The 18,130-nt window shown below is 66.9% G+C and carries 16 protein-coding genes and 2 tRNA genes; 11 read left to right on the forward strand and 7 right to left on the reverse strand.

Annotated features, from left to right (window positions below; translation table 11 throughout):
* Window positions 1–3 precede the first annotated feature (3 nt).
* Together BLU22_RS15395 and mltF are read right to left on the reverse strand one after the other, a co-directional pair.
* Complete coding sequence (locus BLU22_RS15395; RefSeq protein ID WP_090213589.1) at window positions 4–1,701, reverse strand: methyl-accepting chemotaxis protein; 1,698 nt, start codon at window positions 1,699–1,701, stop codon at window positions 4–6.
* A 427-nt stretch (window positions 1,702–2,128) separates the two neighbouring features.
* A complete protein-coding gene (mltF, locus tag BLU22_RS08400; RefSeq protein ID WP_090213590.1) occupies window positions 2,129–3,586 on the reverse strand; it encodes a membrane-bound lytic murein transglycosylase MltF in 1,458 nt (485 codons plus the stop codon).
* Window positions 3,587–3,757: 171 nt separating this feature from the next.
* Between mltF and purL the strand changes: the two genes are divergently transcribed.
* Together purL and BLU22_RS08410 are read left to right on the forward strand one after the other, a co-directional pair.
* Window positions 3,758–7,654, forward strand: coding sequence for a phosphoribosylformylglycinamidine synthase (gene purL / locus BLU22_RS08405; protein WP_090213591.1), 3,897 nt, complete (start codon window positions 3,758–3,760; stop codon window positions 7,652–7,654).
* A gap of 253 nt (window positions 7,655–7,907) precedes the next feature.
* Window positions 7,908–8,219 carry an NGG1p interacting factor NIF3 gene (locus BLU22_RS08410; protein WP_090213593.1) on the forward strand — a complete coding sequence of 104 codons (312 nt, stop codon included), beginning with the start codon at window positions 7,908–7,910 and terminating at the stop codon, window positions 8,217–8,219.
* 49 nt (window positions 8,220–8,268) lie between these two features.
* Here BLU22_RS08410 and BLU22_RS08415 read toward each other — a convergent pair whose 3' ends face one another.
* A complete protein-coding gene (locus tag BLU22_RS08415) occupies window positions 8,269–8,772 on the reverse strand; it encodes a L,D-transpeptidase family protein (protein WP_090213595.1) in 504 nt (167 codons plus the stop codon).
* A gap of 202 nt (window positions 8,773–8,974) precedes the next feature.
* Here BLU22_RS08415 and BLU22_RS08420 point away from each other — a divergent pair, with 202 nt between their 5' ends.
* From BLU22_RS08420 to purT, 4 genes are read left to right on the forward strand one after another with little or no spacing between them, the layout of a single operon-like run.
* Window positions 8,975–9,577 (forward strand): CoA pyrophosphatase, encoded by a 603-nt coding sequence (locus tag BLU22_RS08420; RefSeq protein WP_090213597.1) that lies wholly within the window; start codon window positions 8,975–8,977, stop codon window positions 9,575–9,577.
* A gap of 28 nt (window positions 9,578–9,605) precedes the next feature.
* Window positions 9,606–10,130: a gamma carbonic anhydrase family protein gene (locus tag BLU22_RS08425; RefSeq protein ID WP_090213599.1), complete on the forward strand. Its 525-nt coding sequence runs from the start codon at window positions 9,606–9,608 to the stop codon at window positions 10,128–10,130.
* Complete coding sequence (locus tag BLU22_RS08430) at window positions 10,130–10,357, forward strand: DUF1289 domain-containing protein (protein ID WP_090213601.1); 228 nt, start codon at window positions 10,130–10,132, stop codon at window positions 10,355–10,357. The genes BLU22_RS08425 and BLU22_RS08430 overlap by 1 nt, the downstream gene beginning before the upstream one ends.
* Window positions 10,354–11,535, forward strand: a complete 1,182-nt coding sequence (purT, locus tag BLU22_RS08435) for a formate-dependent phosphoribosylglycinamide formyltransferase (protein ID WP_090213602.1) — start codon at window positions 10,354–10,356, stop codon at window positions 11,533–11,535. Before BLU22_RS08430 ends, purT begins: the two co-directional genes overlap by 4 nt.
* 50 nt (window positions 11,536–11,585) lie before the next feature.
* Here purT and BLU22_RS08440 read toward each other — a convergent pair whose 3' ends face one another.
* Both BLU22_RS08440 and BLU22_RS08445 read right to left on the reverse strand, forming a co-directional pair.
* Entirely contained in the window at window positions 11,586–12,878 is a 1,293-nt protein-coding gene (locus BLU22_RS08440; protein WP_090213604.1) for an HlyC/CorC family transporter, read from the reverse strand.
* A gap of 13 nt (window positions 12,879–12,891) precedes the next feature.
* Window positions 12,892–13,692, reverse strand: a complete 801-nt coding sequence (locus tag BLU22_RS08445) for a cytochrome C assembly family protein (RefSeq protein ID WP_090213606.1) — start codon at window positions 13,690–13,692, stop codon at window positions 12,892–12,894.
* A 143-nt stretch (window positions 13,693–13,835) separates the two neighbouring features.
* Between BLU22_RS08445 and ffh the strand changes: the two genes are divergently transcribed.
* The 5 genes from ffh to rplS all read left to right on the forward strand — a co-directional run bounded on the left by ffh (window position 13,836) and on the right by rplS (window position 17,411).
* A complete protein-coding gene (gene ffh, locus BLU22_RS08450) occupies window positions 13,836–15,209 on the forward strand; it encodes a signal recognition particle protein (RefSeq protein ID WP_090213607.1) in 1,374 nt (457 codons plus the stop codon).
* A 265-nt stretch (window positions 15,210–15,474) separates the two neighbouring features.
* Window positions 15,475–15,720, forward strand: coding sequence for a 30S ribosomal protein S16 (gene rpsP, locus BLU22_RS08455; RefSeq protein WP_090213609.1), 246 nt, complete (start codon window positions 15,475–15,477; stop codon window positions 15,718–15,720).
* 10 nt (window positions 15,721–15,730) lie between these two features.
* Window positions 15,731–16,267 carry a ribosome maturation factor RimM gene (rimM, locus tag BLU22_RS08460; protein WP_090213610.1) on the forward strand — a complete coding sequence of 179 codons (537 nt, stop codon included), beginning with the start codon at window positions 15,731–15,733 and terminating at the stop codon, window positions 16,265–16,267.
* Between the two features lie 3 nt (window positions 16,268–16,270).
* The gene (gene trmD / locus BLU22_RS08465; RefSeq protein ID WP_090213612.1) at window positions 16,271–17,014 is read left to right on the forward strand and encodes a tRNA (guanosine(37)-N1)-methyltransferase TrmD; all 744 of its coding nucleotides are present in this window, start codon (window positions 16,271–16,273) and stop codon (window positions 17,012–17,014) included.
* 40 nt (window positions 17,015–17,054) lie between these two features.
* Window positions 17,055–17,411 (forward strand): 50S ribosomal protein L19, encoded by a 357-nt coding sequence (rplS, locus tag BLU22_RS08470; protein WP_090213613.1) that lies wholly within the window; start codon window positions 17,055–17,057, stop codon window positions 17,409–17,411.
* A 288-nt stretch (window positions 17,412–17,699) separates the two neighbouring features.
* On the opposite strand, the gene BLU22_RS08475 is transcribed toward rplS, so the two are convergent.
* A tRNA-Leu gene (locus tag BLU22_RS08475) sits at window positions 17,700–17,786 on the reverse strand.
* A 94-nt stretch (window positions 17,787–17,880) separates the two neighbouring features.
* Window positions 17,881–17,967: transfer RNA gene (locus tag BLU22_RS08480), tRNA-Leu, on the reverse strand.
* Window positions 17,968–18,130 lie beyond the last annotated feature (163 nt).

An 18,130-nucleotide genomic window follows, 5' to 3' on the forward strand; every position in this document is an offset into this window, starting at 1 on the left:
GGCTCAGAAGGTTTCCCAGGCGTCGTCGTCGGCCAGCGCCCGAGGCTGCGCGGCTGGCGTCGTCCTGGCCGGGCCTTGGCTGGCGCGCGGCGCGGCGGCAGGCGCTGTGCTGGTGCGGCGGGCCGGCTGCGCCGCGGGCGGCAGGCGGAAGATCGCCACCGCATCCTCCAGACGGTGAGCCTGGTCGGCCAGGGCGCTGGAGGCCGCCGAGGCTTCCTGCACCAGCCCGGCATTCTGCTGGGTGACCTGATCCATCTGGGTCACTGCGGTGTTGACCTGGCCGATGCCCTCGCTCTGCTCCTGGGAGGCGGCGGAGATCTCGTCGACGATGTCGGCGACCCGGCGCACCGCGCCGACCACCTCGCCCATGGTCTGGCCGGCGCGCTCGACCAGTTTCGAGCCGTCGTCGACCCGGCGGGTGGATTCGTCGATCAGGGTCTTGATCTCCTGGGCCGCCTGGGCGCTGCGGCTGGCCAGGTTGCGCACCTCGCTGGCCACCACGGTGAAGCCGCGACCCTGTTCGCCGGCCCGCGCCGCTTCCACCGAGGCGTTGAGCGCGAGGATGTTGGTCTGGAAGGCGATCGAGTCGATGACGTCGATGATCCGCGCGATGCGCTGCGAGCTGTCGGTGATGCCCTGCATGGTCTCGACCACCTGATGCACCACCTCGCGGCCCTGGTCGGCGGTCGCCGAAGCATCGTTGGCCAGCGCGCTGGCCTGGCGGGCGTTGTCAGCGTTCTGCTTCACCGTGGCGGTCAGCTCCTCCATGCTCGCTGCGGTTTCTTCAAGGGAAGCGGCTTGCTGCTCGGTGCGCGAGGACAGGTCGGCGTTGCCGGCGGCGATCTCGCGGGTGCCGCCGAGGATCGCGCTGCTGCCCTCGCGCACGGTGGCGACGATGCCGCCGAGGCTCTGCTGCATGTCGCGCATGGCGGCGAGCAGCTGGCCTACCTCGTTGCGCGAGGTGACGTGGATGGTCTGCGCCAGATCGGCCTTGGCCAGGTGCTGCAGGTGATCGACGGCGACCTCCAGCGGGCGCACCACCATGGCGGTCAGTGCCTGGCGGGTCAGCAGCAGGGCGAGCAGGGCGATCAGCAGGGCGCCGCCGCCGAAGTAGGCGAAGCGGCCGATGGCCGACTGGTAGTCCTCCTGGCGCGCCAGGTAGTCGCGCTCCGAGTGGGCGTAGAAGGCGTCCAGCGCCTGGCGGGTGGCCGGGCCGTGCTGGCTGAGCAGCTCCTCCTTGAGGCTGTCGAAGGTGTAGATGTCGTGATCGCGCAGCGCCTTGAGCAGCTGCTCCTGGATCTGCAGCGCGGCGTCGAAGGTGCGCTCGAAGTCGTCGGCCAGTGCCTTGAAGGCGGCGTCTTCCAGTGGCGGCGCCTGGCGATAGGTGTCGAAGCGCTGGCGGGCCTGGCGGACCAGATCCTCGGCTTCGGCCAGCACGCCGGCCGCCTCGGCGCCACGGCCCTGGCTGTACTGTTCGGCGTAGCGCTCCATGCGCAGGAAGGCGTTGAGGCGCAGGATGTAGGCGCGGTTCATCGAGTCGACCATCTGGATGTCGACGTTCTCGATCTGCTGGATGCGCTGGCCGGCCATCCGGGTGCTGGTCAGGCCGAGGGCGGCGATGGCCAGGATCAGGACGGCGAACAGCGCCAGGGCGATGTTCAGGGTCGAGCGGATGCTGAGTCGGTTGATCAGGGCGTGCATGATGTCTCCGGGCCTTCGGGCCCGATGCTGTCGGGTGTGCGTTCGAGCGCGCGTGGCGCTACCGCGCCGCGGTATGGGGCGGGGCAGCCTGCGCGTGGCTCGCAAGGAATGTGGGTGTGGGTTGCCGGGCGGTCCGTCAGGGCACGGTCTGTGCCGGTCGGTGCGGTCCGCTCAGGCGGGGAGGGGCGTGGCGCTGTGGGACGATCTGGAAGGGGGAGGCAAGGGCATGTCGCGGCGCGGATGGGCTGTCCATGGTGTTCCGATGGGCTGGGTTGGGTGGCCGGAAACCGCTTCTTCGTTATTGTGCGCCTTTATGGGGAGGCGGCGTTCCGAATGGTCTGAGCGTCAAGCGCGCCATTTTGGCATGACTCCCGTTTCGACACTATGACGGCGCCGTTTAATTGTCGCGGGGCGGTGGCGCTGCCGATCAGAGCGGCGGGGCGTCCTTGGGCGGGGTCTTGTCGATGCCCGGGCGGTGCAGGCCGCGGTCGGCGATCTGTTCGCCTTCCAGTTGCGGCTGGGTGACCCAGGTGAGGATGTCGTAGTAGCGGCGGATGTTGTTGACGAAGTGCACCGGCTCGCCGCCGCGCGCGTAGCCGTAGCGGGTCTTGCTGTACCACTGCTTCTGCGAGAGGCGCGGCAGGATCTTTTTCACATCCCGCCACTTGTCGGGATTCAGCCCGGCCTCGCGGGTCAGCTTGCGGGCGTCTTCCAGGTGACCGCCGCCGACGTTGTAGGCGGCCAGGGCGAACCAGGTGCGGTCCGGCTCCTCGATGCTGGCCGGCAGGCCGGCATGGATCTCGGCGATGTAGCGGGCGCCGCCGTGGATGCTCTGGCGCGGGTCGAGGCGGTCGGAAACGCCCATCGCCTGGGCGGTGCGCAGGGTCAGCATCATCAGGCCGCGCACGCCGGTCTTGGAGGTGGCGTCGGGCTGCCACAACGATTCCTGGTAACCCATCGCCGCGAGCAGTCGCCAGTCGACCTTGTGCTTCTCGGCGGCCTGGCGGAAGTGCTCCTCGTAACGCGGCATGCGCTGCTGCAGGTGGCGGGCGAAGGTGGTGGTGCCGACGTAGCCGAGCACGTCGGCATGGCCGTAGTAGCGCTCCTTGAGCTGCTGGATGGTCTTGTCGCGCTGCGCTTCGGCGAGGAAGGCGTCGATCTTGTCGAGCAGGCTGCGGTCTTCGCCGGGCGGCACCGCCCACACCAGTTGCTGGGTGCCCTCCAGGTCGAAGGCCACGCGCACGTTGGGCAGGGCGAACTGGTTCATCGCCAGCTCGTTGGAGCCGACCAGGGTCAGGTCGAGCTGGCCCTCGTCGACCATGCGCAGCAGGTCGGCGACCTCGACCTCGCTCGATTCGCTGTACTGCAGTTCGGGTAGACGCCGCTTCAGCTCGGCGAGCACCTCGGCGTGGCGGCTGCCCTTGACCACGGTGATACGCTGGCCGATCAGCTGTTCGGGCTTGGTCGGACGCTGCCGGTTGCTGCGATAGACCACCTGCAGGGTAACGTCCAGGTAGCCCTGGCTGAAGCGCGCCAGGGCGCTGCGGTTTTCCGAGGCGAGCAGCCCGGCGGCGGCCAGGTGCGGGCCGTCGGGGCGACCGAGGCGCTCGAACAGCTCGTCGATGCTGTCGGCGGTCTCGATTTCCAGCGTCACGCCGAGGGACTCGGCGAAGCGCTCGGCCAGCTCGTACTCGAAACCGGTCGGGCCGTTGCGGTCCTGGTAGTAGGTGGTCGGGCTGTTGCGGGTGATCACCCGCAGTACCCCGTCTTCCTGCACCCGCTCCAGCGCAGTGGGGGCCTTGCCGCAGGCGCCGAGCAGCAGGAGCAGGGTGGCGGTCAGCAGCCAGGCGCAATGGCCCAGACGCAGTGCATTGAGGCTGTACATGGCAGGAGTATACGCAAAGCCGGGCGGCGACCATATATCGAGGCCTGCCCGGACGTCCGGCGAAAAGCGCCGTGCCCGCCGCCGCGCCGACGGCTGCGGGTGCCGGGTTGGCTGCTTTGCGCTAGAATCGCTGATCTTTCGCACTCCCTTGCCCAAGAGGCTGTTCCGACAATGCTGATCCTGCGCGGCACCCCCGCCCTTTCCGCCTTCCGTCACGGCAAACTGCTCGAACAACTGACCCAGAAGGTTCCTGCGGTCACCGGCCTGTACGCCGAGTTTGCCCATTTCGCCGAGGTGTCCAGCGCTCTGGACGGCAACGAGGAGCAGGTGCTGGCCCGTCTGCTGCAGTACGGCCCGAGCGTGCCGGTGCAGGAGCCCAGCGGGCGCCTGTTCCTGGTGGTGCCGCGCTTCGGCACCATCTCGCCGTGGTCGAGCAAGGCCACCGACATCGCCCACAACTGCGGCCTGGGCAAGATCCAGCGCCTGGAGCGCGGCATCGCCTACTACGTGGCCGGCGAGCTGAGCGCGGCCGACGCCGAGGCCGTCGCCGCCGTGCTGCACGACCGCATGACCCAGCTGGTGCTGGCGCGCATGGAAGAGGCGGGCGCGCTGTTCAGCCATGCCCAGCCCAAGCCGCTGAGCGTGGTCGACGTGCTGGGTGGCGGTCGCGCCGCGCTGGAAGCTGCCAACCTCCAGCTGGGCCTGGCCCTGGCCGAGGACGAGATCGACTACCTGGTGAAGAGCTTCAATGATCTGGGGCGCAACCCCCACGACATCGAACTGATGATGTTCGCCCAGGCCAACTCCGAGCACTGCCGGCACAAGATCTTCAACGCCAGCTGGGACATCGACGGCGAAGAGCAGGCCAAGTCGCTGTTCGGTATGATCAAGAACACCTACGAGCTGCACCGCGAAGGCGTATTGAGCGCCTACAAGGACAACGCCTCGGTGATCGAGGGCTTCACCGCCGGGCGCTTCTTCCCGCAGCCGGGCAGCCACGAGTACGCCGCCCATCAGGAGCCGGTGCACATCCTGATGAAGGTGGAGACCCACAACCACCCGACCGCCATCGCCCCGTTCCCCGGCGCCTCCACCGGCTCCGGCGGCGAGATCCGCGACGAGGGCGCCACCGGTCGCGGCTCCAAGCCCAAGGCCGGTCTGGTCGGCTTCACCGTCTCCAACCTGCAGATCCCCGGCTTCGAGCAGCCGTGGGAGAAGGCCTACGGCAAGCCCGAGCGCATCGTCAGCGCGCTGGACATCATGATCGAGGGCCCGCTGGGCGGCGCCGCGTTCAACAACGAGTTCGGCCGTCCCAACCTGACCGGCTACTTCCGCACCTTCGAGCAGAGCATCGACACCCCGCGCGGTGAAGAGGTGCGCGGCTACCACAAGCCGATCATGCTCGCCGGCGGCCTCGGCAACATCCGCGAGGAGCACGTGCAGAAGGGCGAGATCTCGGTCGGCGGCAAGCTGATCGTGCTCGGCGGCCCGGCCATGCTGATCGGCCTGGGCGGCGGCGCCGCCTCGTCGATGGCCACCGGCAGCAGCTCGGCCGACCTCGACTTCGCCTCGGTGCAGCGCGAGAACCCGGAAATGGAGCGCCGCTGCCAGGAGGTCATCGACCGCTGCTGGCAGATGGGCGACAACAACCCGATCAAGTTCATCCACGACGTCGGCGCCGGCGGCCTGTCCAACGCCTTGCCGGAGCTGATCAACGACGCTGGCCGCGGCGGCCGCTTCGAACTGCGCAAGGTGCCCAACGACGAGCCGGGCATGAGCCCGCTGGAAATCTGGTGCAACGAGTCGCAGGAGCGCTACGTGCTGTCGGTCGACGCCGCCGACCTCGACACCTTCCGCGAGATCTGCGAGCGCGAGCGCTGCCCGTTCGCAGTGGTCGGCGAGGCCACCGAGGAGCGCCAGCTGACCGTCCACGACGAGCACTTCGGCAACAACCCGGTGGACATGCCGCTGGAAGTGCTGCTCGGCAAGCCGCCGCGCATGCACCGCTCGGTGAGCCGCGAGGCCGAGCTGGGCGACGATTTCTCTACCGCCGGCCTCGAGCTGAATGATGCGGTCGAGCGCGTGCTGCGTCACCCGGCCGTTGCTTCCAAGAGCTTCCTGATCACCATCGGCGACCGCTCGATCACCGGCCTGGTGGCCCGCGACCAGTTCGTCGGCCCGTGGCAGGTGCCGGTGGCCGACTGCGCCGTCACCGCCACCGCCTTCGACGTCTACACCGGCGAAGCCATGGCGATGGGCGAGCGCACCCCGCTGGCGCTGCTCGACGCCCCGGCCTCCGGGCGCATGGCGGTCGGCGAGGCGATCACCAACCTGGCTAGCGCGCGCATCGGCAAGATTTCCGACATCAAGCTGTCCGCCAACTGGATGGCCGCCGCCGGCCACCCGGGCGAGGACGCCCGCCTGTACGACACCGTCAAGGCGGTGGGCATGGAACTGTGCCCGGCACTGGGCATCACCATCCCGGTGGGCAAGGACTCGATGTCGATGAAGACCCGCTGGCAGGACGAAGGCGAGGACAAGAGCGTCACCGCGCCGATGTCGCTGATCGTCTCCGGCTTCGCCCCGGTTCAGGACATCCGCCTGACCCTGACCCCGCAGCTGCGCCTCGACCAGGGCGACAGCGAGCTGCTGCTGATCGACCTCGGCCGTGGCCAGAACCGCCTCGGCGGCTCGATCATCGCCCAGGTCTACAGCCGGATCGGCCGCAGCGCGCCGGACGTCGACAACGCCGCCGACCTCAAGGCGTTCTTCGACACCGTGCAGGCGCTGAATGCCGACGGCAAGCTGCTGGCCTACCACGACCGCTCCGACGGCGGCCTGCTGGCCACCGTCACCGAGATGGCCTTTGCCGGCCACTGCGGTCTCGACCTCGATCTCGATGCCGTCGCCGCCAGCCGCGAGGCGCTGGCTGCCGCGCTGTTCAGCGAGGAGCTGGGCGCGGTGGTCCAGGTGCGTGCCGCCGATTCCGCCGAAGTGCTGGCGCGCTTCGCCGCCGCCGGTCTGGCGGACTGCGTGCAGGTGATCGGCCAGCCGGTGGCCGGCGGCGAGATCCGTCTGAGCTTCGCCGGCGAAACCGTCTACCGCGCCGAGCGGCGCATCCTGCAGCGCATCTGGAGCGAGACCAGCTACCGCATCCAGCGTCTGCGTGACAACGCCGAGTGCGCCGAGCAGGAATACGACCTGCTGCTCGACGAGAGCAACCCGGGCCTGTCGGCCAAGCTCAGCTTCGACGTCAACGCCGACATCGCCGCGCCCTACATCAACACCGGCGTGCGCCCGCGCATGGCGATCCTGCGCGAGCAGGGCGTCAACGGCCAGACCGAGATGGCGGCCGCTTTCCACCGCGCCGGCTTCAGCGTGGTCGATGTGCACATGAGCGACATCATCGCCGGCCGCGTCAGCCTGGAGGACTTCAAGGGCCTGGTGGCCTGCGGCGGCTTCTCCTACGGCGACGTGCTCGGCGCCGGTGGCGGCTGGGCCAAGTCGGTGCTGTTCAACGCCCGCGCCCGCGACAACTTCAGCGCCTTCTTCGAACGCCAGGACAGCTTCGCCCTCGGCGTCTGCAACGGCTGCCAGATGCTCTCCAACCTCGGCGAGCTGATCCCCGGCAGCGAGGCCTGGCCGCGCTTCGTGCGCAACCGCTCGGAGCAGTTCGAGGCGCGTGTGGCGATGGTCGAGGTGCAGGAGTCGAAGTCGATCTTCCTCGCCGGCATGGCCGGTTCGCGTCTGCCGATCGCCATCGCCCACGGCGAGGGGCATGCCGAATTCGCCAACCAGGAAGCCCTGCTGGCTGCCGACCTGTCCGGCGCCGTGGCGCTGCGCTTCGTCGACAACCACGGCCAGGTCACCGAGCGCTACCCGGCCAACCCCAACGGCTCGCCGCGCGGCATCACCGGCCTGACCACTCGCGACGGTCGCGTCACCATCATGATGCCGCACCCGGAGCGGGTGTTCCGCGCCGTGCAGAACTCCTGGCGCCCGGACGAGTGGCAGGAAGACGCCGGCTGGATGCGCATGTTCCGCAACGCGCGGGTCTGGGTCGGCTGATCCACCCGTCACCGGCCGGGCAGCGCTGCTGCACCGGCCGTTTCCCGCCAAGGGCGCCCGCGTGGCGCCCTTGGCGTTTTCGGGGGTACGGTCATGATGGCTGCCTAGCCGTGCCCGGCTTGCCGGATTTGCAGGCACCGGGCGTCCCGCGCAGGCCCATCCTCGGGCCGCTGTGGCGCGGCAGGACCAGCTTGCCCCGTCGCCCGGCCGGCCGGGCCGGTATCCCCATCCGCAGCATCAGGAGAAATCGTCCATGTACAAACTGTGCTTCTTCGTGCCCGCCAGCCATCTGCAGCCGGTCAAGGAGGCGTTGTTCGCCGCCGGCGCCGGGCGCATCGGCGACTACGACCAGTGCTGCTGGCAGGTGGAAGGCATCGGCCAGTTCCGCCCGCTGCCGGGCAGCCAGCCGTTCATCGGCGCCCAGGGGCAGGTCGAGCAGGTGGCGGAATGGAAGGTGGAGATGGTGGTGGCCGACGCGCTGCTCCAGGCGGCGCTGGCGGCGCTCAAGGCCGCCCATCCCTACGAGACGCCGGCCTACGAGGTGTGGCGGCTGGAGGCGTGCTGAGCGATCTGCGCTCCGGGTGCCGGCCGGGCTTTCCGGCCGGCCGGCGAACTCAGGGGCGGATCTCGATCAGTGTGCCGTCGCGCACCAGTTGCCAGACCTCGCGCATGTCGTCGTTCTTCATGGCGATGCAGCCCTCGGTCCAGTCGAGGGTGTGGAAGAACCACTCGGGGTACTCCTCGTCGCGCGGCGTGCCGTGGATCATGATCATGTCGCCGGCCGGCCGGCCCTGCTGCGCGGCGTACTGGCGATCGCGCTCGTTGGGGTAGGAGATGTGCATCGACAGGTTGTATTTTTCGCTGATCTTGCGCCAGTTGATCCAGTAGAAGCCTTCCGGAGTGCGCTTGTCGCCCTCGAAGCGTTTCGGACCGTTGGGCTGCTTGCCCAGCGAGACCCGGTAGCTCCTGACGATTTCGCCGCGGCTGAGCAGATGCAGCTTGCGCTCGGACTTGAGCACCAGCACCTTGTCGACCGCCTCGGCATCGAGGCTCGGGGCCGCCATGGCGTGGCTGAGGGAGGCGAACAGCAAACAGCAAATAACGAACAGCCAGCGCATTGCGGTGGATTCCAGTCGAAGGTCGGTAGTGGCGTGCATGCAACGCTCGCAGCCCGGCAGGGCGATTGGCGCGTGTCGTACGGACGGTCTGAGCGGCATTCTAGGAGAGCCGCGGCGGCGCGGCAAAGGGCCGGCAGGCTTTGGCAGGCCCGGCGCTTTCATGCCATGATGCGGAGCGCCAAGCCGATCACGAGAACCTCCCATGCTGGACGAGCTGCGTCGCCGCGTACAGGCCCACAGTCCCCTTGCCCTGCCCAGCGACCGGCCTTTCCCCGAGGCGGCGGTGCTGATGCCGATCACCCGCAGCGACGAGCCGCAGCTGGTGCTGACCCTGCGTGCCAGCGGGCTGTCCACCCACGGCGGCGAGGTGGCCTTCCCCGGCGGGCGGCGCGACCCGGAGGACGCGTCCCTGGTGTTCACCGCGCTGCGCGAGGCTCACGAGGAAGTCGGCCTGTCACCCGGCCTGGTCGAGGTGGTCGGCCCGCTCAGCACCCAGGTGTCGCGCCACGGCATCAAGGTCACGCCCTATGTCGGCTTCATTCCCGACTATGTCGAATTCAAGGCCAACGACGGCGAGATCGCCGCGGTGTTCTCGGTACCGCTGGCGTTCTTCCGCGACGACCCGCGGGAAATCACCCACCGCATCGACTACCTCGGCTACAGCTGGTACGTGCCCAGCTACCGCTACGGCGGCTTCAAGATCTGGGGGCTGACCGCGATCATGATCGTCGAACTGGTCAACCTGATCTACGACGCCGGCATCGAACTGCAGCGCCCGCCGCAGGCCTTCGACGCCTGCCGCTGACCTTCCCCGCTCCACGAGGACGACTCCGATGAAATACCGCCTGGGCGATGCCCGTGTAGAAACCCATCCCGACAGCTGGGTGGCCCCCGATGCCAGCCTGATCGGCAAGGTGCGCCTGGACGCCGGTGCCAGCGTGTGGTTCGGCGCCGTGCTGCGCGGCGACAACGAGCTGATCCACGTCGGCGAGGGCAGCAACGTGCAGGACGGCAGCGTGCTGCATACCGACATGGGCTGGCCGCTGAGCATCGGCAAGGGCGTGACCATCGGCCACAAGGTCACCCTGCACGGCTGCAGCATCGGCGATCACAGCCTGGTCGGCATCGGCGCCGTGGTGCTCAACGGCGCGAAGATCGGCCGCAACTGCCTGATCGGCGCCGGTGCGCTGATCCCCGAGGGCCGGGAAATTCCCGACGGCAGCCTGGTGATGGGGGTGCCCGGCAAGGTGGTGCGCCCGCTCAGCGAGGAGCAGATCGAGGGCCTCAAACGCAACGCCGCCCATTACGTGGACAACGCCCGCCGCTATGCCCGCGAACTGGCCGGGCAGGACGACTGATGGATGCCGGACGGGACGCGTCGGTCGCCTCGCCCTGCGTGTACGTCTGCGCCCTGGACGATGACGATATCTGCCTCGGCTGCCAGCGCAGCGGCGAGGAAATCACCCGCTGGGGCCGCATGGACAACACCGAGCGGCGCGCCGTACTGGCGCGCTGCACCGCCCGGGCTCTGGCGGCCGGACAGTTTCTGGTAAAACCCACCCCCTCTGAAGGAAGCATTCCGTGACCATGATCGGAACCCCGCTGTCGCCGAGCGCGACCCGTGTTCTTCTCTGCGGCTCTGGCGAGCTGGGCAAGGAAGTGGCCATCGAGCTGCAGCGCCTGGGCTGCGAGGTGATCGCCGTCGACCGCTACGCCAACGCCCCGGCCATGCAGGTGGCGCACCGCAGCCACGTGATCAGCATGCTCGACGGCGCCGCGTTGCGCGCGGTGATCGAGCTGGAGCAGCCGCACTACATCGTCCCCGAGATCGAGGCGATCGCCACCGACACCCTGGTCGAGCTGGAAGCCGAGGGCTTCACCGTGGTGCCCACCGCCCGCGCCGCGCAGCTGACCATGAACCGCGAGGGCATCCGCCGTCTGGCCGCCGAGGAGTTGGGCCTGCCGACCTCGCCGTACCGCTTCGCCGACTCCTTTGAGGACTACGCCGCGGCGGTCGCCGCGCTGGGCTTCCCCTGCGTGGTCAAGCCGATCATGAGTTCCTCCGGCAAGGGCCAGAGCCTGCTGCGCGGCGAGGCCGACGTGCGCAAGGCCTGGGATTACGCCCAGGAAGGCGGCCGCGCCGGCAAGGGCCGGGTGATCGTCGAGGGCTTCGTCGATTTCGACTACGAGATCACCCTGCTCACCGTACGCCATACCGGCGGCACCACCTTCTGCGCGCCGGTCGGCCACCGTCAGGAGCGGGGCGACTATCAGGAGTCCTGGCAGCCCCAGGCGATGAGTGCGCTCGCGCTGGCCGAGTCCGAGCGTATCGCGCGGGCGGTCACCGAGGCCCTCGGCGGCCGCGGCCTGTTCGGCGTCGAACTGTTCATCAAGGGCGATCAGGTGTGGTTCAGCGAGGTGTCGCCGCGCCCCCACGACACCGGTCTGGTCACGCTGATTTCCCAGGACCTCTCCGAGTTCGCCCTGCACGCGCGGGCAATCCTTGGCCTGCCGATCCCGGCGATCCGCCAGGTCGGCCCGTCCGCCTCGGCGGTGATTCTGGTCGAGGGCGAGTCGCAGAGCGTACGTTTCGGCAATCTGCAGGCGGCGCTGGCCGAAGCCGACACCGCACTGCGTCTGTTCGGCAAGCCCGAGGTCAGCGGCCAGCGGCGCATGGGCGTGGCGCTGGCCCGCGACGAGTCGGTCGAGGCGGCGCGCGCCAAGGCGCTGCGTGCGGCGCAGGCGGTTCGTGTCGAACTCTGAGATGCCAAGGCTGGGCGACAAGGCCGATCCATGGGATCGGCCTTGTCGTTTCAGGCAGTGCTGGCGTCGTCCTGCGCCTCGGCCGGCTTGCCGATCTGCCAGGCGCGCAGGCGGGTGACACGGTTGCCCTCCGCCTGGAGGATCTCCAGGCGGTAGGGGCCGATCTTCAGGCACACGCCGCTGTCGGGGATGCTCTCCAGCGCCTCGGTGACCAGGCCGTTGAGGGTCTTGGGGCCGTCGCAGGGCAGGTGCCAGCCGAGTTTGCGGTTGACGTCGCGGATGTTGGCGCTGGCATCGATCAGGTAGCGGCCGCCATCCTCGGCCTGCACTTCCTGGCCGTCGCCGGTGGGCTGGCTGGTGAACTCGCCGACGATCTCCTCGAGCAGGTCCTCCAGGGTCACCAGGCCGATTACCTCGCCGTACTCGTCGACGACGATGCCCATGCGGCGCTTTTCCTTCTGGAAGTTGATCAGCTGGGTCGACAGCGGAGTGCTTTCCGGGACGAAGTAGGGCTGCGTGCAGGTGGCCAGCAGGCTTTCCTTGGTCAGGGTGTTGTGGGTCAGTAGGCGGGCGATCTGGCGCATGTGGATCACCCCCTCGACCTGGTTGAAGTCGTGGCGGAACACCGGCAGGCGGGTGTAGGTGGTGGCGTACAGCTGGGCAACGATCTGCTCCAGGTCGTCGTCCAGGTCGATTCCGGTCACCTCGTTGCGCGGCACCATGATGTCGTTGACCGTGACCTTCTCCAGGTCGAGGATGCCCAGCAGCATGTCCTGGCGGTTGCTCGGCAGGGACTGGCCCGACTCGCGCACCACGGTGCGCAGCTCCTCGGCGGACAGGCTGTCGGAATGGCGATGCTGCGGGTCGACGCCGAGCAGGCGCAGCAGCAGGTTGCTGATCGCGCCGGTGATCCACACCACCGGGTAGAGCAGGCGCATCAGCAGCAGCAGGACGTGGCTGGCAGGAAAGGCGATCTGCTCGGGGCGCAGGGCGGCCAGGGTCTTGGGCGTGATCTCGCCGAAGATCAGCACCACGATGGTCAGCAGCACGGTGGAGATGGCGATGCCGGCCTCGCCCCAGATGTCCACGGCGATCACCGTGGCGATCGACGCGGCGAGGATGTTGACGATGTTGTTGCCGACCAGGATGGTGCCGAGCAGGCGGTCCGGGCGGCCGAGCAGCTCGCTGGCGCGGCGCGCGCCCTTGTGGCCCTCGCGGGCCATGTGCCGCAGGCGGTAGCGGTTGAGGCTGAGCATGCCGGTCTCGGAGCTGGAGAAGAACGCTGAACAGACGATCAGGAAGACCAGCAGGCCGAACAGGAAGCTTGAATGGATGTCGCCCACGGCGTCGGGTGCCTTAGATGTGCAGGATGAATTCGCGGACCAGCTTGCTGCCGAAGTAGGCCAGCATCAGCAGGAGGAAGCCGGCCAGGGTCCAGCGGATCGCCTTGCCGCCGCGCCAGCCGAGCTGGTGACGGCCCCACAGCAGCACGCCGAACACCACCCAGGCCAGGCAGGCGAGCAGGGTCTTGTGCACCAGGTGCTGGGCGAACAGGTCGTCGAGGAACAGGGCGCCGGACAGCAGCGACAGCGAGAGCAGCGACCAGCCGCCCCACAGGAAGCCGAACAGCAGGCTTTCCATGGTCTGCAGTGGCGGGAAGGTGCGGATGATGCCGGAGGGATGCTTGTGCTTGAGCTGATGGTTCTGCAGCAGCAGCAGCAGCGCCTGGAGCACGGCGATGGTCAGCAGGCCGTAGGCGAGGATCGACAGCAGGATATGGGCGAGGATGCCGGGCTCCTCGCGGATCGGCAGGGTGGTACCGGCCGGAGCGAACAGCGCCAGCAGGGCGGTCAGCGCGCCGAGCGGAAACAGCAGCACCAGCAGGTTGTGTACCGGCACGCGCAGGCTGGTCAGCAGGGTCAGGGCGATCACCGCCGCGGCCAGCAGGCTGGCGGCATTGAAGAAGTCGAGCAGCAGGGCATCGCCGTCGAGCAGCAGTCCGTGCAGGGCGATCAGGTGCATCAGCAGGGCCAGCGCGCCGAGGCCGCCAAGCAGGCGCTTGTCCGCGGTGGCGCGGCGGGAAAGCAGCAGTGCCTGGTAGAGGGCGGTGCCGGCGTACAGGCCGGCCGCAGCCAGGCTGGGCAGCAAAGGCGTCATAAGTCCTTGTGGAAGAGGCCTGAAGTCTGCCGAGTTTGGCACAGAACCGATGGTCTTCGAAAGTCTGAGGCCGGTGTCGGTAAGCGTCGCACTCGGCTATAATCCGCGACCTTGCCGCAAGCTCCATCCTCAAAGGACCGTGCATGTTCGAGAATCTGACTGACCGCCTGTCGCAGACGCTGCGCAATGTCACCGGTCGCGCCAAGCTGACCGAAGACAACATCAAGGACACCCTGCGCGAGGTGCGCATGGCCCTGCTTGAGGCCGACGTTGCCCTGCCGGTGGTCAAGGACTTCGTCAACAAGGTCAAGGAGCGCGCGGTCGGCACCGAGGTGTCGAAGAGTCTGACCCCGGGCCAGGTGTTCGTGAAGATCGTCCGTGCCGAGCTGGAAGCGCTGATGGGCGCGGCCAACGAGGACCTGGCGCTGAATGCCGCGCCCCCGGCGGTGATCCTGATGGCCGGTCTGCAAGGCGCGGGCAAGACCACCACGGTCGGCAAGCTGGCGCGCTTCCTCAAGGAGCGCAAGAAGAAGTCGGTGCTGGTGGTGTCCGCCGACGTCTATCGCCCGGCGGCGATCAAGCAGCTGGAAACCCTCGCCGGCGAAGTCGGCGTGACCTTCTTCCCCTCCGATCTGAGCCAGAAGCCGGTGGATATCGCGCGTGCGGCGATCGCCGAGGCGAAGCTCAAGTTCATCGACGTGGTGATCGTCGATACCGCCGGTCGTCTGCACATCGACGCGGAGATGATGGCGGAGATCCAGCAGGTCCACGCGGCGATCAATCCGGTCGAGACTCTGTTCGTGGTCGATGCCATGACCGGTCAGGATGCCGCCAACACCGCCAAGGCCTTCAACGACGCCCTGCCGCTGACCGGCGTGGTGCTGACCAAGGTCGACGGCGATGCGCGTGGCGGTGCCGCGCTGTCGGTGCGCGCCATCACCGGCAAGCCGATCAAGTTCCTCGGCATGGGCGAGAAGAGCGAGGCGCTCGATCCGTTCCATCCCGATCGCGTGGCCTCGCGGATTCTCGGCATGGGCGATGTGCTCAGTCTGATCGAGCAGGCCGAGCAGACCATGGATCGCGAGAAGGCCGAGAAGCTCACCAAGAAGCTGAAGAAGGGCAAGGGCTTCGATCTCGAAGACTTCCGCGATCAATTGCAGCAGATGAAGAACATGGGCGGCCTGGGCAGCCTGATGGACAAGCTGCCGATGCTCGGCGGGATGAATCTCGGTCAGATGGGCAGCGCCCAGAGTGCGGCGGAGAAGCAGTTCCGGCAGATGGAGGCGATCATCAACTCGATGACCCCTGCCGAGCGTCGCGATCCCGAGCTGATCAGTGGCTCGCGCAAGCGCCGTATCGCGCTGGGCTCCGGCACCCAGGTGCAGGATGTCGGCCGGCTGATCAAGCAGCACAAGCAGATGCAGAAGATGATGAAGAAGGTCACCGCCAAGGGCGGCATGGCGCGGATGATGCGCGGCATGAGCGGCCTTCTGCCGGGCGGCATGCCCAAGCTTTGATGAATGGATGGCGGTGACGGTCTGCGCCGTCGTCGCTGTTCGCCCGGTGCCGACACTCTTGGCGCCGGGCAGTAATGAGGAGGCTCCGGGGATTGCGATACCGTGGCAGGCAGCAGGCGGGCGATCCGATCGCTGGGCCGGTTGCCGCGCAGGCGGAAAAAGATTGGCAAATAACCGGATAATCCTTAAGATATGCGGCCTTTCGGGCCGTGGGCCCTAGTGTGCATACAGCTTTTGCAAGCACCTACTACAGGAACGAAGTTCAATGGTAACCATCCGTCTTGCTCGTGGCGGCTCCAAGAAGCGCCCTTTCTACCACCTGACCGTGACCAACAGCCGCTCTGCTCGTGACGGCCGTTTTGTCGAGCGCATCGGTTTCTTCAACCCGGTCGCTACCGGTGGTGAAGTGCGTCTGTCCGTGAACGCCGAGCGTGCCCAGTACTGGCTGAGCCAGGGCGCCCAGCCGTCCGAGCGCGCTGCCCAGTTGCTCAAGGAAGCGGCGCAAGCCTGAGTCCTTGATCATGCAGAATTCGCCGACACCCGCCGAGGATCTGGTCGTCCTTGGCAAGATAGTCTCGGTGTACGGCATACGCGGTGAGGTCAAGATCTACTCTTATACCGATCCGCTGGACAACCTGCTGGACTACCGTCACTGGACACTCAAGCGTGATGGCGAAATCCGTCAAGCCGAGCTGGTCAGTGGACGTCTGCACAACAAGGTGCTGACCGCCAAGATCAAGGGGCTCGACGATCGCGAAGAGGCCCGCGGCTATGCCGGATTCCTCATCTGTGTGCCACGCAGCCAGCTGCCGGCGCTGCAGGATGACGAGTACTACTGGTACCAGCTGCAAGGTCTGAGGGTCATCAACCAGGGCGGGCAATGGCTCGGCATGGTCGATCACCTGTTGGAAACCGGCGCCAACGACGTGCTGGTGGTGAAGCCCTGTGCGGGCAGTCTGGATGATCGCGAGCGCCTGTTGCCCTATACGAAGCAGTGCGTGCAGCGTGTCGATCTGGCTGCCGGCGAAATGCAGGTGGACTGGGATGCGGATTTCTAACCCATGCGGGTAGATGTTCTCAGCCTGTTCCCCGAGATGTTCGCCGCCATCGGCGAGTACGGCATCACCAGTCGCGCAGTCAGGCAGGGGCTCCTGCAGCTGCACTGCTGGAATCCGCGGGATTACACCGAAGATCGCCATCATACGGTGGATGATCGGCCTTTCGGTGGCGGCCCGGGGATGGTGATGAAGATCAAGCCGCTGGAGCTGGCCCTGGCATCGGCCAAGTCGGCTGCAGGCGGAGTGGCGAAGGTAATTTACCTGTCGCCGCAGGGGCGTCGTCTTGACCAGGCGGCGATCCGTGAGCTGGCGAGCGAGGAGTGTCTGATCCTCATCGCTGGGCGTTATGAAGGCATCGACGAGCGTTTCATCGAGGCGCACGTGGATGAGGAATGGTCGATCGGCGATTACGTCCTGTCCGGCGGTGAGCTGCCGGCCATGGTGCTGATCGATGCAGTCACGCGGTTGCTGCCCGGAGCGTTGGGGCATGCAGATTCCGCCGAGGAGGACTCGTTCACCGACGGCCTGCTCGATTGCCCGCACTACACTCGACCCGAGGTGTACGAGGGTAGAAGTGTTCCGGCGGTGCTGCTCAGCGGCAACCACGAACACATCCGGCGCTGGCGTTTGCAGCAGTCCCTAGGGCGTACCTGGGAACGCCGAGCCGATCTTCTGGATAGTCGCTCGCTTTCTGGAGAAGAGAAGAAGCTGCTGGACGACTATATCCGTCAGCAGAACGATAGTTAACGTATCGATGACAAACTGCGGTTTGTCTTTGGAGCGCAACATGAGCAACAAGAACCTGATCATTCAGCAGATCGAAGCTGAGCAGATGAACAAAGAGATCCCGGCCTTCGCCCCTGGCGATACCGTGATCGTGCAAGTCAAGGTGAAGGAAGGCGACCGTCAGCGTCTGCAGGCCTTCGAAGGTGTGGTGATCGGCAAGCGTAGCCGCGGCCTGAACAGCGCCTTTACCGTGCGCAAGATCTCCAACGGCGTCGGTGTGGAGCGTACTTTCCAGACCTACAGCCCGCTGGTCGACAGCATCAGCGTCAAGCGTCGCGGCGATGTGCGCAAGGCCAAGCTGTACTACCTTCGCGCGCTGTCCGGCAAGGCTGCCCGTATCAAGGAGAAGCTGGTCTAAGGACTGCTTCGGCGCGTGCGTGGTGGGATGGGTGGCTGAGTCCTCATTTTGCTGCGTGTGTCAGAAAAATCCGATGCCTTGCGGCGTCGGATTTTTTTATGCGCGCTTTTTGTATGTTGGGCGAGGTTGCTGGTGTGCGGGTCTGGCGAGGTGCGCCAGCGTGAGCGGCAGTGGTGGTGGGGGGGCTGGTCGGTGCTTCGCGTACTGCCCGGCGTGTGGTCGGGTTGCTGGATTTGGCTTTCTGGGGGCGAAAAAAAACCGGATCATAAGATCCGGTTTTTTCTGAATTGGTGCCCAGGAGAAGACTCGAACTTCCACGGTGTTGCCACCACTGATACCTGAAACCAGCGCGTCTACCAATTCCGCCACCTGGGCATGACGATCGCATGCGATCATCTGTTACTGCAACAGCATCTTGCGTTTTTACTGCAGCTCAATCGCCTGCAAGGGGTGCGATCAAGCTTTGAATTGGTGCCCAGGAGAAGACTCGAACTTCCACGGTGTTACCACCACTGATACCTGAAACCAGCGCGTCTACCAATTCCGCCACCTGGGCAAATAGTGCGATGATCGCTCATCTGCTCTATCGTCACAGCGTTCACTGCTGCTGTGGGCGCAAACTATACGGGGGGCTCGAAGGCTTGTAAACCCCTGATGTGAAAAAATTTTATTGTTCTGGCAAGGCTGCGCGAAGCGCCGCTTTCGCGCTTCAATATAGG

The organism is Pseudomonas guangdongensis, assembly GCF_900105885.1.
Lineage (GTDB): Bacteria > Pseudomonadota > Gammaproteobacteria > Pseudomonadales > Pseudomonadaceae > Geopseudomonas > Geopseudomonas guangdongensis.